Source organism: Arthrobacter sp. SLBN-112, assembly GCF_006715225.1.
GTDB lineage: Bacteria > Actinomycetota > Actinomycetes > Actinomycetales > Micrococcaceae > Arthrobacter.
The window spans coordinates 2791471-2807932 of sequence record NZ_VFMU01000001.1 but is presented as its reverse complement, the minus strand read 5'-3'; the positions used below and the strand labels follow the sequence as shown (position 1 = coordinate 2807932).

General features: G+C 65.5%; 15 protein-coding genes. 8 read left to right on the top strand and 7 right to left on the bottom strand.

The window, feature by feature from the left end; translation table 11 throughout:
- Positions 1–148: 148 nt before the first annotated feature.
- From mraZ to dinB, 3 genes are all read right to left on the bottom strand, one after another.
- The gene (mraZ, locus tag FBY33_RS12985; protein ID WP_018763545.1) at positions 149–577 is read right to left on the bottom strand and encodes a division/cell wall cluster transcriptional repressor MraZ; all 429 of its coding nucleotides are present in this window, start codon (positions 575–577) and stop codon (positions 149–151) included.
- 346 nt (positions 578–923) lie between these two features.
- The gene (locus tag FBY33_RS12980; RefSeq protein ID WP_142030921.1) at positions 924–1295 is read right to left on the bottom strand and encodes a DUF3040 domain-containing protein; all 372 of its coding nucleotides are present in this window, start codon (positions 1293–1295) and stop codon (positions 924–926) included.
- Positions 1296–1548: 253 nt separating this feature from the next.
- Entirely contained in the window at positions 1549–2781 is a 1233-nt protein-coding gene (gene dinB / locus FBY33_RS12975; RefSeq protein ID WP_142030920.1) for a DNA polymerase IV, read from the bottom strand.
- Positions 2782–2904: 123 nt separating this feature from the next.
- Here dinB and FBY33_RS12970 point away from each other — a divergent pair, with 123 nt between their 5' ends.
- Together FBY33_RS12970 and FBY33_RS12965 are read left to right on the top strand one after the other, a co-directional pair.
- Entirely contained in the window at positions 2905–3429 is a 525-nt protein-coding gene (locus tag FBY33_RS12970) for a hypothetical protein (RefSeq protein WP_142030919.1), read from the top strand.
- Positions 3426–4520, top strand: a complete 1095-nt coding sequence (locus FBY33_RS12965; protein WP_142030918.1) for a polyprenyl synthetase family protein — start codon at positions 3426–3428, stop codon at positions 4518–4520. The genes FBY33_RS12970 and FBY33_RS12965 overlap by 4 nt, the downstream gene beginning before the upstream one ends.
- 9 nt (positions 4521–4529) lie before the next feature.
- Here FBY33_RS12965 and FBY33_RS12960 read toward each other — a convergent pair whose 3' ends face one another.
- Positions 4530–4883, bottom strand: coding sequence for an Rv2175c family DNA-binding protein (locus FBY33_RS12960; RefSeq protein WP_200830522.1), 354 nt, complete (start codon positions 4881–4883; stop codon positions 4530–4532).
- Positions 4884–5132: 249 nt separating this feature from the next.
- Between FBY33_RS12960 and FBY33_RS12955 the strand changes: the two genes are divergently transcribed.
- The gene (locus tag FBY33_RS12955) at positions 5133–6518 is read left to right on the top strand and encodes a lytic transglycosylase domain-containing protein (RefSeq protein ID WP_142030917.1); all 1386 of its coding nucleotides are present in this window, start codon (positions 5133–5135) and stop codon (positions 6516–6518) included.
- A gap of 100 nt (positions 6519–6618) precedes the next feature.
- Positions 6619–8712, top strand: a complete 2094-nt coding sequence (gene pknB / locus FBY33_RS12950) for a Stk1 family PASTA domain-containing Ser/Thr kinase (RefSeq protein WP_142030916.1) — start codon at positions 6619–6621, stop codon at positions 8710–8712.
- A gap of 69 nt (positions 8713–8781) precedes the next feature.
- Here pknB and FBY33_RS12945 read toward each other — a convergent pair whose 3' ends face one another.
- Both FBY33_RS12945 and FBY33_RS12940 read right to left on the bottom strand, forming a co-directional pair.
- Positions 8782–10173, bottom strand: a complete 1392-nt coding sequence (locus tag FBY33_RS12945) for a class II 3-deoxy-7-phosphoheptulonate synthase (RefSeq protein WP_142030915.1) — start codon at positions 10171–10173, stop codon at positions 8782–8784.
- Between the two features lie 98 nt (positions 10174–10271).
- Positions 10272–11111, bottom strand: a complete 840-nt coding sequence (locus tag FBY33_RS12940) for a lysophospholipid acyltransferase family protein (protein ID WP_142030914.1) — start codon at positions 11109–11111, stop codon at positions 10272–10274.
- Positions 11112–11222: 111 nt separating this feature from the next.
- On the opposite strand from FBY33_RS12940, the gene FBY33_RS12935 reads away from it, so the two are divergent.
- From FBY33_RS12935 to FBY33_RS12925, 3 genes are read left to right on the top strand one after another with little or no spacing between them, the layout of a single operon-like run.
- Positions 11223–12011: an alpha/beta hydrolase gene (locus FBY33_RS12935; RefSeq protein ID WP_142030913.1), complete on the top strand. Its 789-nt coding sequence runs from the start codon at positions 11223–11225 to the stop codon at positions 12009–12011.
- Positions 12008–12805 carry an alpha/beta hydrolase gene (locus FBY33_RS12930; protein ID WP_142030912.1) on the top strand — a complete coding sequence of 266 codons (798 nt, stop codon included), beginning with the start codon at positions 12008–12010 and terminating at the stop codon, positions 12803–12805. Before FBY33_RS12935 ends, FBY33_RS12930 begins: the two co-directional genes overlap by 4 nt.
- The gene (locus FBY33_RS12925) at positions 12792–13352 is read left to right on the top strand and encodes a hypothetical protein (RefSeq protein ID WP_142030911.1); all 561 of its coding nucleotides are present in this window, start codon (positions 12792–12794) and stop codon (positions 13350–13352) included. The genes FBY33_RS12930 and FBY33_RS12925 overlap by 14 nt, the downstream gene beginning before the upstream one ends.
- 28 nt (positions 13353–13380) lie before the next feature.
- Here the strand turns inward: FBY33_RS12925 and FBY33_RS12920 are convergent, their stop codons facing one another.
- Positions 13381–14469, bottom strand: a complete 1089-nt coding sequence (locus FBY33_RS12920; protein ID WP_235010558.1) for an ROK family glucokinase — start codon at positions 14467–14469, stop codon at positions 13381–13383.
- Positions 14470–14641: 172 nt separating this feature from the next.
- Here FBY33_RS12920 and FBY33_RS12915 point away from each other — a divergent pair, with 172 nt between their 5' ends.
- Positions 14642–16450: an AMP-dependent synthetase/ligase gene (locus FBY33_RS12915; protein ID WP_142030910.1), complete on the top strand. Its 1809-nt coding sequence runs from the start codon at positions 14642–14644 to the stop codon at positions 16448–16450.
- Positions 16451–16462: the final 12 nt, after the last annotated feature.

Sequence of the window (16462 nt, the reverse complement as noted above, 5' to 3'; positions counted from 1 at the left end):
TCGTTGTCACCTGCTGCTCCTTGGACCAGATCCCCATCCGCGCCTACCGTTCCGCCCGCCTGGCTCCGGGGAAGGTGAGCCAGGTTGGCAGCCGATGGGCCGGCTGGAGATCTCATCCAAGAAACCCCCTGCTGCCCCGCTCCGGAATTCAGAGAATGCCCGGAATGGGATCGTCAGTTTCGGAAAAGGCTGTTTCCTTCTCCGCAAGGTATTCATTCCAAGCCTGGGCGTCCCAGATCTCGGCGCGGGTACCGGCGCCGATCACGGCAAGTTCCCTTCCGAGTCCTGCATACTCCCGGAGCGCCGGTGGAATGGTCACGCGCCCCTGCTTGTCAGGTACCTCGTCCGAGGCTCCAGAGAGAAATACGCGGATATAGTCACGCGCCTGCTTGGAGGAGATTGGTGCCTCCCGCATCTGCTCGTGGACCCGTGCAAATTCCTTCTCACTGAAGACGTAGATGCAACGTTCCTGGCCCCTTGTGAGCACCAGACCGCTGGCAAGCTCCTCGCGGAACTTGGCGGGGAGAATGATCCGTCCCTTTTCATCCAGACGCGGCGAGTGAGTGCCCAGAAACACTGGCCCACCGCCTGTCCGCCGTCAGGAACTGCACATCCCCTATGTTGCAACCACCCTCTTATGTCCTCCACATTACTCCACTTTCCACCACAGTCAACGCAAAACGCTTTCGTATGGCCGGCGGATTGTGGGAAAAGGGCCTTGAAATGGCGCGGATTTAGGGCGGTGGTGGAAAGTGGAGGACTTTTCGCATGAAGGGGCGTACCCGGTGCCGTGAAAGAGTCACGACGAAGGCGTGGAATTGCCGTTAAACACGAAAAGACCCGCCGTAGCGGGTCTTTTCGTGCAATCCCCTTCTGTCAGGGGAGCGAAATGGAGGAGCCTGGCACCCGGGGGGCCTTGCTGCTTACGGCTCACCCCGGCGGCGCTCGTCCCAGCGCTCTTCAAGGTTGCTCATGAACGAACTCCGTTGCTTGCCGGGTTTCCCCCCTCCGGCCTTGGCCCCGCCCGTTCCGCGGGAACTGCGCATGGTGGCGAAGTAGACTCCCGCGCCCATCACCACGAAGCCCAGCACGCCGACAAAAATGTTCTGGAGCGTGACACCGACCAGCAGCAGGAAGACGCCGGCAAGTGCGCAAAGGACCCCAATAACCACGTGCCTCGTGGACCAGGAACGTCCCGGGTCCGAACCCATTGAGTTCGCGAACTTCGGGTCGTCCTCGTGAAGCTGCTTTTCAAGCTGCTCAAGCAGCTTCTGTTCGTGCTCCGACAGCGGCATCACGACCTCCTTTTGTAGGCCAACGTCCGGGCTGATCCCAGCCACTACTTCTACTCCGTTGAAACGCCTGCTGTTGCTGGAAAGTTCCCGCCTCGCCGACAGTGGCCAGAACAGGAATGCAGCATGCGTTCGCGGGAGCGGGAGCATGTCCAAGAGGGTCCGGCAGTAAGTCCATTCACTCGAAAACTATGTATCTATAAGGATAGATTGTTGAGGCCTGATCTGAAAGACGGCAATGACTTTGCCGGACCCTTTAGGCGGGCCGCTGCGAACCGTCTACCGGCCGGTTTTCCTGCTCCATCAGGCGGGCGGGCAGGACGGACTTGTTGCCGAATTTTCGCGCCACCTCGTCCAGTGCCTGTTCAGCTGCCCGCCAGTTCTCTTCCCTGCGGTCAATGCTTAGCTGGAGCGAGGTGCGGGCCGCTTCCTCCAACTGCTCAGCCCTGACCCCCACGAGCCGCACAGCCATAGCCCGGGTCCCCACCGACTCCAGGAGCTGGAGTGCCACCGCGTAGACCAGCTGGGCACTGTCCACCGGCGTCTGGACCGTCCTGCTGCGCGTGATGGTGGAAAAGTCGGCGAAACGCAGCTTCAGCGCTACGGTCCGGGCCACCATTCCGGAGCTCCGGAGGCGGGTGGCGGTGCGGTGGGAGAGCCGCAGCAGTTCCCGGCGAAGGAGGGCATCATCGGTGGTATCCACCGCAAAGGTCTCCTCGGCACCAATACTCTTTTCCAGGCGCACCGGGGTAACGGGCCGGGGATCGATTCCCCAGGCAAGCTGGTGCACGTGTTCGCCGGTGGCGCCAAGGACCTTCTTCAAGGAGGACACGGGGGTCGCCGCCACGTCCGCCACACTCCTGATCCCCATCTTGGCCAGCACCTCTCCGGTCTTGGCGCCGACGCCCCAGAGGGCACCTACCGGGAGGCTGTGAAGGTATGGAACGGTTTCGTCCGGGCCGATGAGCAGCAGGCCGTCGGGCTTGCACCGAGTGGAGGCGATCTTCGCCACGAACTTGGTTTCCGCGATCCCCACCGATGCAGTAATGCCAAGTTCAGCTGCCACCCGCCGGCGGATGAGCTCACCGATTCCCCTGGGCGGGCCCAGACGCCGCAGTGCTCCGGTGACGTCCAGGAAGGCCTCGTCAACGCTGAGCGGCTCGACGAGTCCGGTAATGGACTCAAAGATGGCCATCAGTTGCCCGGACACCTCGTAGTACAGCTTGTGCCGGGGTTCAATGACCACCGCCTGTGGGCACATCCGCATTGCCACAGCCATGGGCATTGCGGATTTGACGCCAAAGGCGCGGGCCTCGTAGGACCCCGAGAGGACCACCGAACGCTCCCCGGGGAAGCCGACAATGACGGGCTTGCCGCGGAGCTCCGGGCGCGTCCGGAGCTCCACCGAAACGAAGAAAGCATCCATGTCCACATGCATGATGCACGTGGGCCTGCGGCCCGGAGGGCGCGCGGCGGATGGCTGGTTCATACCTGCGGGCCCCACGGATCCAATCCTATCGGTTCGCCGGGACTTCCCGGTTTGTCAGGACCGCAGGTCAGGCTGGCTAAACTGGAGGCTGGTTCCGCCAACAACACCAGGAGGAAAGTCTCTGTGACGGCTATTGGAAACTTCAAGCCGGGTGGCCTGACCGCCCTTGCCGCCATCGGGGCACTGACCCTGGCGGCCTGCAGCCAGGCCCCGTCCGGACAGGCAGAGCCAAACCCCTCAACTTCCGTTGCTGCCACCCAATCCACCCTGACCGCCTCCCCCAGCCCGTCGCCGTCGCCCCACACCTCCGCAACAGTCGGAGCCGTGGTGGAAGGGTTCCCACAGCAACTCCTGCCCCTGATGCCGGGGGCGACCGTGGTATCCAGCAGCTTTGACAAAGCTAAAGCGCCTGCAACAGCCGCAATGGTGGGGAGCGTCAAGGCCCCCACGGCCACCGTCCTGGACTTCTATTCAAAGACTCTGGAAGGCCAGGGTTTCAAGGCCGTTCCCGGCGACAAAGTGGGCGCAATCGCTTCGAAGGACTTCGTCCGCGGTGACAACGAGACCGTCAACCTCTCCGTGGTCGAGGCCGCCGGTGTTTCCACTTTCACCATCGGTGCCAACGTGGCAGCTGAGTCAGCCAAGTGACCGCCGCGGAGCAGTTGCGAAATGAACAGGCTGATTTCGTGGCGGGGGTTGCCGGCGAGCTGACCAGCTTCCTCACGGCACGCCAGTCGGTCATGTCCGGCATTTCCCCGGACATTGAGCCCATCATGGGCTCAATCTCGAATTTGGTGACGGGCGGCAAGCGCCTGCGTGCCCTGATGTGCTACTGGGGCTGGCGGGGCGCCGGCGGTGAGGCCGGGGCCAGCCAGGTGGTCACGGCCGGTGCAGCGCTTGAGCTGTTCCAGGCCGCCGCCCTGATCCACGACGACATCATCGACCGTTCGGACACCCGGCGGGGAGGCCCCAGCGTCCACCGCCGCTTCAGCCAGCTGCATACTTCACAAGGCTGGGCATTGGACAGCGAACGGTTCGGCCAGGCGGCCGCCATCCTGGCGGGTGACCTTTGCCTGTCCTTCAGCGAAGAGGCGTTCACCGATATCGGCGAGCGGGCGGCATCCGGAAGCAGGGCCAGGCTGATCTTCAACCTGATGCGCGCCGAAGTCATGGCCGGACAGTACCTGGACATCCTGGAAGAAGTGGCCGGTCCGGTCCGGGACCGCGCGGGGGCCGTTGGCAGGGCGCAGTCCATCATCAGGTTCAAGAGCGCCAAGTACTCCACGGAGCACCCACTGGCATTGGGCGGAGCCCTGGCCGGAGCGTCCAATGACCTGCTCCGCGGCTACTCCTCATTCGCCCTCCCGCTCGGCGAAGCGTTCCAGCTCCGCGACGACGTCCTGGGCGTGTTCGGGGATCCGCTCACCACCGGGAAGCCGGCCGGCGACGACTTGCGTGAAGGGAAGCGGACCGTTCTGGTGGCCCTCGCGCTGGACCAGGCTTCGCGGGAAGAGTCTGCCTTCATTGATGCCAGCCTCGGCAGGCCGGACCTGTCCGAATCAGACATCGTCGAAATCCGCCGGATTATCGAGGAGTCCGGGGCACTGCAGGCCACCGAAGTCCTTATTAATGAATTCGGCGCGGCAGCATTTGATGCCCTTGACGGACTTGAGTTGGAAGAGTTGCCTAAGACCGCCCTGCGGAGGCTGGCTGAAGCGACCGTCAGCCGAGCCTCCTGAACCCGGCGGTTACCAGGCCAAGGTCTGGGCCCTGCGCCTGATTTCGGTCTTGCGGCCTTCCCGGAGGGCATCAATAGGGCGCCCGCGCAGTGATTCGTCGGCGGTAAAAAGCCACACGATAAGGTCCTCGTCCGAATAACCGGCATCTGCCAGCACCACGATGGTCCCCTTGAGGCTGTCCACTACCTGGCCGTCCTGGATGAATTCCGCGGGAACCGACCGGATCTTCCGTTCCCCAACGCGCAATGCGGCGAGGGCGTGTTCGTCAATCAGGCTGTGGACCTTGGTGACGGAAACATCCAATAAACGGGCTACGTCGGGCAGCGGCAACCACTCGCCCACCAGGTTTTCTACGTTATTCACGGATCAAGGTTGCCACGCGGCGCGCCCCCGCGCCTAGTCGGGGCAATTGATTCCGCCCTTGGCCTGCGGACACTCCGATAAAGGGGGCATTACGCGGAATCCGAAAATTGTTGTGCTAATCCGAAATTCGTGAGAGATTCACATTCATCACAGTTGTAACACTAATAACTTAAGTCACAGTAGTATCAAGATTGACAGCGGCATCCCCGTCCGCGTCCGCACCCGCAGTTGAGAAGAGGATTCCTTCCGATGACGATGTCCCGCTCGCCCAAGCAGCCCCCCAAGCCGAGTCTGCCCATGATTGCCGCCACCACGGCGGCACTGCCAGCGGTCGTATTGTCATCCTTGGCCCTTGCCCAGCCTGCCGCGGCTCAGCAGCCGGCCCGGAACATCCCCAGCAGCCTGGCAGCAGCAATGAAGGCCCAGGCCGCAGCAAAGGCGGCCGGAACAGTCATCCCCGCTGCTGTCGTGTCCACCACCATTCCGGCGGCCTTTCAGCCCGCGCAGCCGGCGGCTCCAGCGGAGTACACGATTGTCCGTGGCGACACGGTAAGTGCCATCGCCGGCCGCTTCGGCCTGGACACCGGAGAAATCCTCAAACTGAACAACCTGCAGGCCAACACCATCATCTACCCGGGCCAGAAGCTCAAGCTTTCCGGCTCGGCCCAACCGGCTGCAGCTGCGGCCGCTCCTGCACCCACGGCTGCCCCGGCAGCTCCTTCCCCTGCCGGTGGCGCAACCTACACGGTGAAAGCGGGCGACACCCTGGGGGCCATCGCTGCAAAGCACAACGTGGCCCTTTCCGACGTATTCGCCTGGAACAACCTCTCGATGCGCTCCATCATTTACCCGGGGCAGAAGATCAAGGTGGGTGGCGGCGACCCGGCCCCTGCCCCGGCAGCTCCCGCCCCCGCCCCTGCCGCGCCGGCACCGCTGGCAGCCACCTCAGCACCGGCAGCGGGTTCCTACACCATCAAAGCCGGCGACACGCTCTCGGCAATTGCTTCCCGGAACGGGGTGAAGCTCCCGGACCTGCTCTCCGCAAACAAGCTGGGCATGACCAGCATCATCTATCCCGGCAGCAAGCTGGTGATTCCCGGCGCCTCCGCCCAGCCGGCTCCTGCGGCGCCGCAGGCTCCCGCCGCGCCCCTGGTCCCCAGCTCCTTCCTGGGCTTCAGCTACCCGGCCGCCGTGGTCAGCTCGGCCAATGAAAACAAGGCGCTGCTGAATGCCTCGCCCGTTCCCTCCCGTGAGGAAATGAAGAACATCGTGGCCGACACCGCACGCCGGATGGGTGTGGATCCTTCCCTGGCCCTTGCCTTCGCCTTCCAGGAATCGGGTTTCAACCAGCGTGCCGTGTCACCGGCCAACGCCATCGGCACCATGCAGGTCATCCCCAGTTCCGGGCAATGGGCATCAGACCTGGTGGGACGGAAGCTGAACCTCTTGGACCCGTACGACAACGCCACAGCCGGCGTGGCCATCATCCGGCAGCTGCTGGCAACCAGCAAGGACCAGGACACCGCTATTGCGGGTTACTACCAGGGCCAGTACTCGGTGAGCAAGTACGGCATGTACGACGACACCAAGGCCTACCTCGCCGCCATCAAGGCGCACCAGAAGAACTTCAGCTGAGCCTGCCACTGGCTGGTTCCTGAGCGCGGGTCCGAACCGTTACCGGTTCGGACCCGTTTTCGTGTCGGACGCCGTTTTGCTGCGGGATTAGGATCGTAAGGTGCAGGAACACGTGTCAGACCCAGTTGCAGGGACGCTGGTGGACAACCGCTACGCAGTCACCTCCCGGCTTGCCCGCGGGGGAATGTCCACTGTCTACCTGGCCGTAGACCAACGGCTGGACCGCGAAGTGGCACTGAAGGTGCTGCATCCCCACCTCGCTGCTGACGAAAACTTCCTGGACAGGCTGGGCCGGGAGGCGAAGGCTGCCGCCCGGTTGTCCCATCCGCACGTCGTGGGTGTCCTGGACCAGGGCAACGACGGCACCACCGCCTACCTCGTCATGGAGTACATCAAGGGCCACACCCTGAGGGACGTCCTCAGGGACAGGGGTGCCCTGCCGCCGCGGCTGGCACTGGCGCTGATCGATCCGGTGGTGGAGGGGCTCGGTGCAGCACACGCCGCGGGTTTCATCCACCGGGACGTGAAGCCCGAAAACGTCCTGATCGCCGATGACGGCAGAATCAAAATCGGTGACTTTGGCCTGGCGCGTGCCGTCACCAGCTCAACCAGCACCGGGGCACTGATCGGAACCGTTGCCTACATCTCGCCGGAACTGGTGCTGGGCAAGCCGGCGGACGCGCGCAGCGACGTCTATTCCGTGGGCATCATGCTGTACGAGATGCTGACCGGCAGGCAGCCGTTCGAGGGCGAAGTGCCCATCCAGGTGGCCTACCAGCACGTTAACGGAACCGTGGGCCCGCCATCGGCCCTGGTGCCCGGCCTGGCGGCGGAAGTGGACGAACTGGTGCAGTGGTGCACTGCCAACGATCCGGAGAAACGGCCGGTGGACGGTATCGCGCTGCTGCAGGAACTGCGCCACATCCGGACCAACCTCACTGATGCCGAACTGGACCTGCAGCCTCCTGCCGCCGCGGCCGCCGCGGCCCAACACCAAACGGAGGTCCTGGCCCCCCGCAGCAACCCCACCACGCTGATGCCTCCCTCCCGGCCCGCGGCGCCTGCCTACCCGCCGGGACGGCATCCGGGCGCAGCGGCCGGGCCGGGAGCGGCGGGGCCTTCCGCCCAGGTGGACCACCATCAGCGTCCCGGGCTGGCATTGCCCGACGACGACGATGCTGACAGCGGATGGTCTCCCCCGCCGCCCCGGCTGGGAAAGCGGGCCCAGCGCAGGGCGGATAAGGAAAGCGAGAAACTCCGGGCCACGGCGGCTGCCACGCCGGCGCGTACGCTGCACGAAGGAAATCCCCGCCGCCGTGGCGTCCTGTGGGTCCTGGCCCTCATCATCGCTGCCCTCCTGGCCACGGGTGCCGGGTGGTTCTTCGGAATGGGCCCGGGGGCTGCTGCCGCTGTACCGGCCGTCGCCAACAAGACGGTGGCGCAGGCCCAGCAGTTGCTGGTCGGGGTGGGCTTCCGGTCCACCACGAGCGACGTGTTCGACGACCAGGTGCCCACAGGACTGGTGGTAGGCACGGATCCCGCTGCCGGCACGGAAATCCGGAAGTTCCAGCCCGTCTCCCTGCTGGTTTCAAAGGGTCCCCAGCTCTTCCCCTTGCCCAAACTCACCGGCGGAACGCTGGCAGAGGCGAAGAACTCCCTCAACGCCGACCAGATGGCATTAGGCACTGTCACGGAACAGTTCGATGACAAGGCAGCAGCGGGCACCGTGCTGTCGCAGGATCCTGCTGCCGGCACCCCTGCCCGGCATGGCACGCCCGTGGCGATTGTTGTTTCCAAAGGCCCGCAGCCCATCCCGGTCCCTTCGGTGGTCGGGAAGTCCGCCGATGACGCGGTGGCCGCTGTCAAGGCAGCAGGCCTCACGGCCGAAGTCGCCCCGGACAGAGTATTCGACCGGAAGATCCCGGCGGGCGCCGTCGTCAGCCAGTCCCCTGCCAACGGAACACTGACCCGTGGCGGCACCGTCACCCTGACCGTTTCCAAGGGCCCCAAGATGGTGGCGGTACCGAGCTACATCGGCAAGCAGGCAGGTGAAGCCCGCAAGGCGCTGGAAGCCCTGGGCTTCGAGGTGCGGGTTAACAACATCCTGGGCGGCTTCTTCGGCACGGTCCGGGACCAATCGCCGGTGAACAAGGAAGTTCCGGAAGGCTCCGTCATCACCATCACCGTGGTGTAGCCCCGGGTCCTGCAGGAAAGGGTGGGCCGGCAGCGCCGGCCCACCCTTTCCCGGTGTGTTGCTCCGGTCCTAGTGCTTGGCGAGGGCGCCGGCCACCAGGAACGCCATCTCAAGCGACTGCATGTGGTTCAGGCGGGGATCGCAGACCGACTCGTAGCGGTCCAGGAAGGCCTCCTGGTCGATCGGGTCCGCGCCGCCCAGGCACTCGGCGACGTCGTCACCGGTCATCTCAACGTGCAGGCCGCCCGGCACCGTCCCCAGCCCGTGGTGCACCTCGAAGAAGCCGCGCACCTCGTCAATGACGTCGTCGAAATTGCGCGTCTTGTACCCGTTGGGCGACGTGACGGTGTTGCCGTGCATGGGGTCCGTGACCCAGAGGACCTGGGCGCCGGAAGCGGTGACCTTTTCGACGACGGCCGGCAGCTTTTCGCGGATGTTGCCGGCGCCCATGCGGGTAATGAAGGTGAGCCGGCCGGGTTCGCGCTCCGGGTCCAGCTTGTCAATGAGGCGGAGGGCGTCATCACCGGTGGTGGAGGGCCCGAGCTTGACGCCGATGGGGTTTCGCACCCGTGACAGGAAATCGACGTGGGCGTGGTCCAGCTCGCGGGTGCGCTCCCCGATCCAGAGGAAGTGCGCCGAGGTGTCGTAGGGGAAGCCGGTGCGGGAGTCGATGCGGGTCAGGGCGCGTTCGTAATCGAGCAGCAGGGCCTCGTGGCTTGCGAAGAACTCCACCCGCTTGAGTGCTTCGAAATCGGCACCGCAGGACGCCATGAACTTGATGGCCCGGTCGATGTCCCGCGCCAGGGACTCGTAGCGGGCGTGGGCCGGGTTTTCGGTGAAGCCCTTGTTCCACTGGTGCACGGAGCGCAGGTCCGCAAAGCCACCCTGCGTGAAGGCCCGGATCAGGTTCAGCGTGGACGCGGAGGTGTGGTAGGCGCGCAGCATCCTGGATGCGTCGTGCCCCCGTGACTCGGGGGTGAAGTCGTAGCCGTTGACGATGTCGCCGCGGTAGGCGGGCAGGGTAACCCCGTCACGGGTTTCGTCATTGGAGGAGCGGGGCTTGGCGAACTGGCCTGCCATCCGGCCCATCTTGATGACGGGCATCGCTGCGCCGTAGGTGAGCACCACCGCCATCTGGAGGATGGTCTTGACGCGGGCGCTGATCTTGTCAGCCGTGGCGGCCTCGAAGGTTTCGGCGCAGTCACCGCCCTGCAGCAGGAACGCCTTGCCCTGGGCAGCAGCAGCCAGGCGCTCACGCAGGACGTCCACTTCGCCGGCAAACACCAGCGGCGGGAGGGCGGACAGTTCCTTTACCGACGCCTCGAAAACATCCCGGTCCTGCCAACTGGGCTGCTGGGAGATGGGAAGGTCCCGCCAGTGGTCCAGTCCGGGATAGTTGGCGGCTCCACTCTGGGCGGTGCTGGACAGCGAAAAGACGGGTTTTGCAGATAGCTCAGTCACCCTCTAAGACTAACGGCAGGGCGGCACCGCCGGGCACCGGGCCGTCACGCTGCCCGCTGTCGCCGTCACAACCGTGGCGCGTCCCGCGGAAGGTTCCGCTACCCTGCCGCTGACGTGCCGGCGTCGTCCTCCCCTGCGCCGTCTTTTGCACCGGAGTGCCCGGTGGCCGGACTGCCGGAACCGGCGTCCTGGACAAACCTGCCTTCGGACGCCACGGGGGCGGCAAGCGGCTCGGCAGTAGCCACGGGTTCTCCATGCTTGCCGGCGAGCCGGAGCTTCACCACGGCGGCGTATTCGTCCACGTATTCCTGCCCGGACAGCTTCATCAGGTGCGTCATGATGTCATCGGTGACCTTGCGCTGGACCGTCCTGTCCTCCGCCTGCTCCCGGTACTGGCTGAAATCCAGCGGTTCACCGAAGATCATCCCGATCCTTCGGATGTTGGGCAGCCGCTTGCCGATGGGCTGGACCTTGTCGGTGCCGATCATGGCAACCGGAATCACCGGGACCCCGGCCTCCAGGGCCAGCCTGGCCACGCCCACCTTGCCGCGGTATAAGCGCGCGTCGGGGCTGCGGGTGCCCTCGGGGTAGATGCCCAGCAGGCCGCCTGCGTTGAGGACTTCCATGCCGGCGTTCAGGGATGCGGCTGAGGCAGCGCCTCCGGACCGGTCCATGGGCAACTGGTTGGTGAGGCGGAAGAACGCCGCCGTCAGCCTGCCCTTGATTCCCGTGCCCGTGAAGTATTCGGACTTTGCCAGGAAGACCACGGGCCGCCGCACCATGAGCGGCATGAAGATGGAGTCGGAAAACGACAGGTGGTTGGAGGCGATGATGGCGGCCCCCTGGGCCGGAATATTGTCCAGGCCCTTGACCCAGGGCCGGAACAGCAGCTTGATCACCGGACCGAGGAAGATCCTTTTCATGACCCAATAGAACACGTGGTGAACCTCTCCGGAAGGCAGCCCCCAGGCCCTGCATCGGGCCTGGCCAGCGATTCAATGCAACCCTACTCTAGTGAGATTTGGCTGGAACAGTGACACGATGGAGTCATGACTGAAAGCAGCACCCCGTCCCGTCCGGCCGCTTTCAGCTATCCAGGCCACGGCGCCAATGCCCGCATCGGCGTGGCCATGTGCCACGGATTCACTGGCAGCCCGCTGAGCATCATGCCGTGGGCGCAGCACCTGGCGGAGCTGGGGTATGCCGTGTCCGTCCCCCTGTTGCCCGGCCACGGCACAGACTGGCGCCAGCTTGCCCGGACCGGCTGGAAGGACTGGTACCGCAGCTACGAAGCGGCGCTCCTGGAGCTGGCAGGGCGGACCGACACCTGCTTCACCGCCGGCCTGTCGATGGGCGGTGCCATCGCACTGCTCGCGGCGTCCCGCCACCCAGTCGCCGGGGTGAGCGTAGTCAACCCGGGCCTGAGCTTTTATGACCGGCGGGTGCGGATCATCGGCCTCCTGAAGTACTTCCAGCGGACCACCGTCCCGATCCAGGAGGACCAGACCGGGGCACCAGCGACGGACGACGGCGACTATTCATTGACTCCGCTGGCTGCCGTGCATGAGCTCAAGAAACTCTTCGGGGCAGCCGTACGCGGACTGCCCCGCGTGGACGCCCCCGTGCAGGTCTTCAAGTCGCGCACCGATGCCGTTGTTCCGCCTACGTCGCTGGCGCTGCTGCGCAAAGGCCTGGGCGCGAACCTCTCAGACGTGACCGACCTTGCCAGCAGCGGTCATGTGGCTACTCTGGACGTTGACGCGCCCGCAATTTTCGCCGGGTCGGCAGATTTCGTCGCCGCCCATGCCCGCCGAACCAGCACTTTGGAGACGACATGACGTCCGGCCCGGACCACAGCCCCTTCAGCAGCGCCTTCAACGGCGAAGGGGCCCGCACCGGCGTTGTCCTCTCCCATGGCTTCACGGGAAGCCCCCACGGCCTGCGTGCCTGGGCCATGGCATTCGCCGCGGCCGGTTTCGCCGTCCGGATGCCGCTGTTGCCTGGCCACGGGACCAGGTGGCAGGACCTCGCCCGGACGCGCTGGCAGCAATGGCACGGCGCCCTGGACGACGCCTTCCTGGAACTGGATGCCGAGTGCGACCAGGTCTTCGCGGCAGGCCTGAGCATGGGCGGAGCGCTGGCCTTGCGCCTCGCCGCTACCCGCTCCGTCGCCGGGGTGCTCCTGGTTAATCCCGGCCTCGTGATTGATGATCCCCGTGCATCGCTTGCCGCACTCCTCAAGCTGGTGCTGAAGAGCACCCCGTCCATTGGCAATGACATCCTCAAAGCCGGGGTGGACGAGGGCGCGTATGCCCGCACCCCTGTAGCCGCAGCCCACGAGCTCAACAAGATGTTCAAGGACACCGTCCGGCTCCTCCCCCGCGTTACAGCACCTGTCCAGGTGTACCGCTCCACTGTGGACCACGTGGTGTCCGATGCCAGCATGGATGTCCTGCGGCGCGGGCTGGCCAACGCCCCACTGGAGGTGGTCCGGCTTGAGAACAGCTACCACGTCGCCACACTGGACAACGACGCCGACCGGATTTTTGAAGGATCCGTGGACTTTGTCCGGCGCGTGCTGGAGTCCGGGCCGGCGGGTCCGGGACGGGAGGTCCGCAGTGAACAGGCCTGACTCGGAGCAGCCGGACCAGGGTGCCAACCAGGACGACGCCGTGTGGCTGGACCTGGTGGCACGGCTCGAATCGGATACGGTGGCCCTTCGCCCCGATTCCCCGGACCCCGGGGAACAGTTGGCGGCGGGGACGGAACCCGCCGCACCGGAAAGGCCGGCGCAGTCCTCCTTCCGCGATTTCGACCCCCTGGGCCTGGCGGCACCGCCCGCCGAATTATCCGCGGCGCAGCGCCAGACGGCAGCGGGCGGGCAGGATGCCGCGCGCGAAACCCCAGAGGGACCGCGGGACTATGAGGTGGACGACGACGGCGAGGAGTTCGTGCCGGAGGAGCCGCCCAGCCTGGCCGGCACCGATCCGCTGACCATGCTGGCCTGGCTTGGGGCGGTGGGCGGACCGGTGGCACTGCTGCTGTCGGCCATGTTCTGGCGCGCCGCGCCCCTGATGGCCATCGTCGGCATTGTTGCGGCGTTCGTGCTTGGGACCGTGTACCTGATCATGAAACTGCCGGAGGAGAAGAACGGGGACGACGACGGCGCCAGGGTTTAACGTCCTTCCCGCTGACCTGCCGCCGTCCTCAATTGCGGACGCGGCTGCTGACCCGCGACAGGTCGGCTGCACCGATAAGCCCCGCGTTGGGGCCAAGTGCCGCCAACTCTATTCCTGCGGCCGGGCGGAAGCCGCGGCCCGTCAGGTTCCGGGCGAACGCTTTGCGGGCCGGCTCCACCAGCAGGTCACCGGCTGAGCACAGCCCGCCGCCGATAACGAAGAGGCCCGGGTCCAGCGCGGCCGCGAGGTTGGCCAGCCCCAGGCCCAGCCATTCGCCTACTTCCTCGATCAGCTCCCGTGATGCGGGATCTCCCGCCAAGGCCAGTTCGGTAACGACGGCTCCGGTGATGGCGTCGGGATGTCCGCCCACGGCTGCCAGCAGGTCCTGGGCCATCGGCGAATTGGACCGGGCGAGGAGCCTGGCTTCCCGGCCCAGGGCGTTGCCGGATGCGTACTGTTCCCAGCATCCGCGGTTGCCGCACTCGCACCGGTGACCGCCGGGCACAATGATCTGGTGGCCGAACTCCCCTGCCACGCCGAACCGGCCGCGTTCCACCCTGCCGTCCATCACCATGGCGCCCCCAATGCCGGTGCCCAGCGTGATGCAGACCAGCCGGTCCTCCCCCTGCCCCGCGCCGAAGCGCCACTCGGCCCAGGCGGCAGCATCGGCGTCGTTGGTCAGCAGCACCGGACGGCGCAGGAGCCGCTGGAGGTTCTCGCGCAGCGGTTCATTGCGCCAGGCAAGGTGCGGGCTGAAGAGCACGGTTCCACCGGCAAGGTCCATCCACCCGGCAGCACCAATGCCCACTGACCAGATGCGGTGCCCCCGGCCCAGCTCCTCCACCAGTTCGACGATGACCTGCTCCACCGCGCGTGGATCCGTCCCTGGAGTGGACCGCCGTGCCTCATTGAGGATCCTGCCTTCGGCGTCCACCACGCCGGCGGCCACCTTCGTTCCCCCGATGTCGATCCCGATGGCAAGTCCCTTGCGGCCAAGGCGAAGGTGCCCGCCGACACCACCGTGCAGCTGCCCGGCCCGGTGCGTGGCGGGACGGCGGCGCCAGGGCGCTGGTCTTTTGAGGGGGCCGGCCTTATCGCCGGACGAGGGTCCGTACATAGTGCACCATTCTAGGCGGGCCGCGGGATTGTCTTGACATATCGACCCTGCATGCCGCGCCCATTGACGACTAAGTTACTCGCCAGTAGGTTTGTGTACTGCACAGTTCCTGCAGGGGTACTAGTCTTTAGGCAAACCCCTGCGCGGGACTTCAGATATCAAAGGAGCTATAGTGCGCGAATTCAGTGTTCCGCCCCTGGTTGTTGTCCCACCCGAAACCAACATCACCGATCTGGTGTTGCGGCAGGCGGCCAAGCCCAGCAACCCGGCACTGTTTTCCCGGCTGGATGCCGCAGGCTCGTGGCGCGATGTGCCTGCCACCGAGTTCCTCGCCGACGTGAAGACACTGGCCAAGGGGCTCATTGCCAGCGGAGTCGGAGCAGGTGACCGCGTCGGCATCATGTCCCGGACCCGTTACGAGTGGGCTCTCGTCGACTTCTCCATCTGGTTCGCCGGGGCCGTGTCGGTGCCCATTTACGAAACCTCCTCCCCTTCCCAGGTTGCCTGGAACCTTGGCGATTCCGGCGCTGTGGCCGCCTTCGGCGAGTCCGCCCACCACGAGAACGTCATCCGCCAGGCCGTCACAGCCGAAGGACTTACGGCAGTGCAGCATGTGTGGCAACTCGAGGGCCAAGGCCTGGACAGCCTCCGCGAGGCAGGCCGCGATGTCAGTGACGAAGAACTGGAGTCACGCAGAAGTGCAGCCGGCCTCCAAGACGTTGCCACGATCATTTACACGTCCGGAACCACCGGGCGCCCCAAGGGCTGTGAACTCACGCACGGCAACTTCGTTGAACTCTCGGACAACGCACTGGCCATCATCGGCGAAATCGTCCACGAGAACGCCAAGACCATCATGTTCCTGCCGCTGGCCCACGTCTTTGCCCGCTTTATCTCGGTGCTGGCCATGGCTGCGGGAACCACCGTGGCCCACACACCGGACATTAAGAACCTCCTGGCCGACCTGCAAAGCTACGAGCCGACATTCATCCTGGCGGTGCCCAGGGTCTTCGAAAAGGTCTACAACTCAGCCCTGACCAAGGCGGAGGACGGCGGCAAGGGCGCCATCTTCCACCGCGCCACCGAAACTGCCATCGCGTTTTCCAAAGCCCGCCAGGATGGACGGGTGGGGCTGGGGCTGAAGCTCCGGCACGCCCTGTTCGACAAACTGGTGTATGGCAAGCTGCGGGCCGCCATGGGCGGGCACGTTGCCCACGCGGTGTCCGGCGGCGGCCCCCTGGGTGAGCGGCTGGGACACTTTTTCCAGGGCATCGGACTGCAGGTGCTGGAGGGGTACGGCCTCACCGAAACCACCGCACCCATCACGGTCAACACGCCGTCACGGATCAAGATCGGCTCGGTGGGCAAGCCCCTGCCGGGGAACGCCGTGAAGATTGCCGACGACGGCGAGATCCTCGCCAAGGGAGTCTGCGTCATGCGGGGCTACTACCGGCGGGAAGACCTCACGGCGGAGGCGTTCACCGATGGCTGGTTCCATACCGGTGACATCGGCCGGGTGGACGACGATGGCTTTGTCTGGATCACCGGCCGCAAGAAGGAGATCATCGTCACCGCCGGGGGCAAGAACGTCATCCCCGCGTTGCTGGAAGACCAGATCCGCGCCGACGCACTCGTGTCGCAGGTCCTGGTGGTGGGCGACAACAGGCCCTTCATCGGGGCCCTGGTGACCCTCGACCAGGAAGCCCTCCCGGGCTGGCTCCAGCGCCACGGACTTCCAGCCGGCACCACCCTGGAGCAGGCTGCCGCGAATCCGGTGGTCAAGGCAGCAGTGCAGGACCTGATCACGGCGGCAAACACATCGGTTTCCCAGGCCGAGGCCATCAAGTCCTTCCGCATCGTCCCGGCGGACTTCACCGAGGCCTCCGGGCACCTGACGCCCTCCATGAAGGTGAAGCGCGCGCAGGTGATGAAGGACTTTGAAACCGTGATCGAGGAAATGTACTCGGCCCCGCGCTCCTAGCCAGCCACCAGC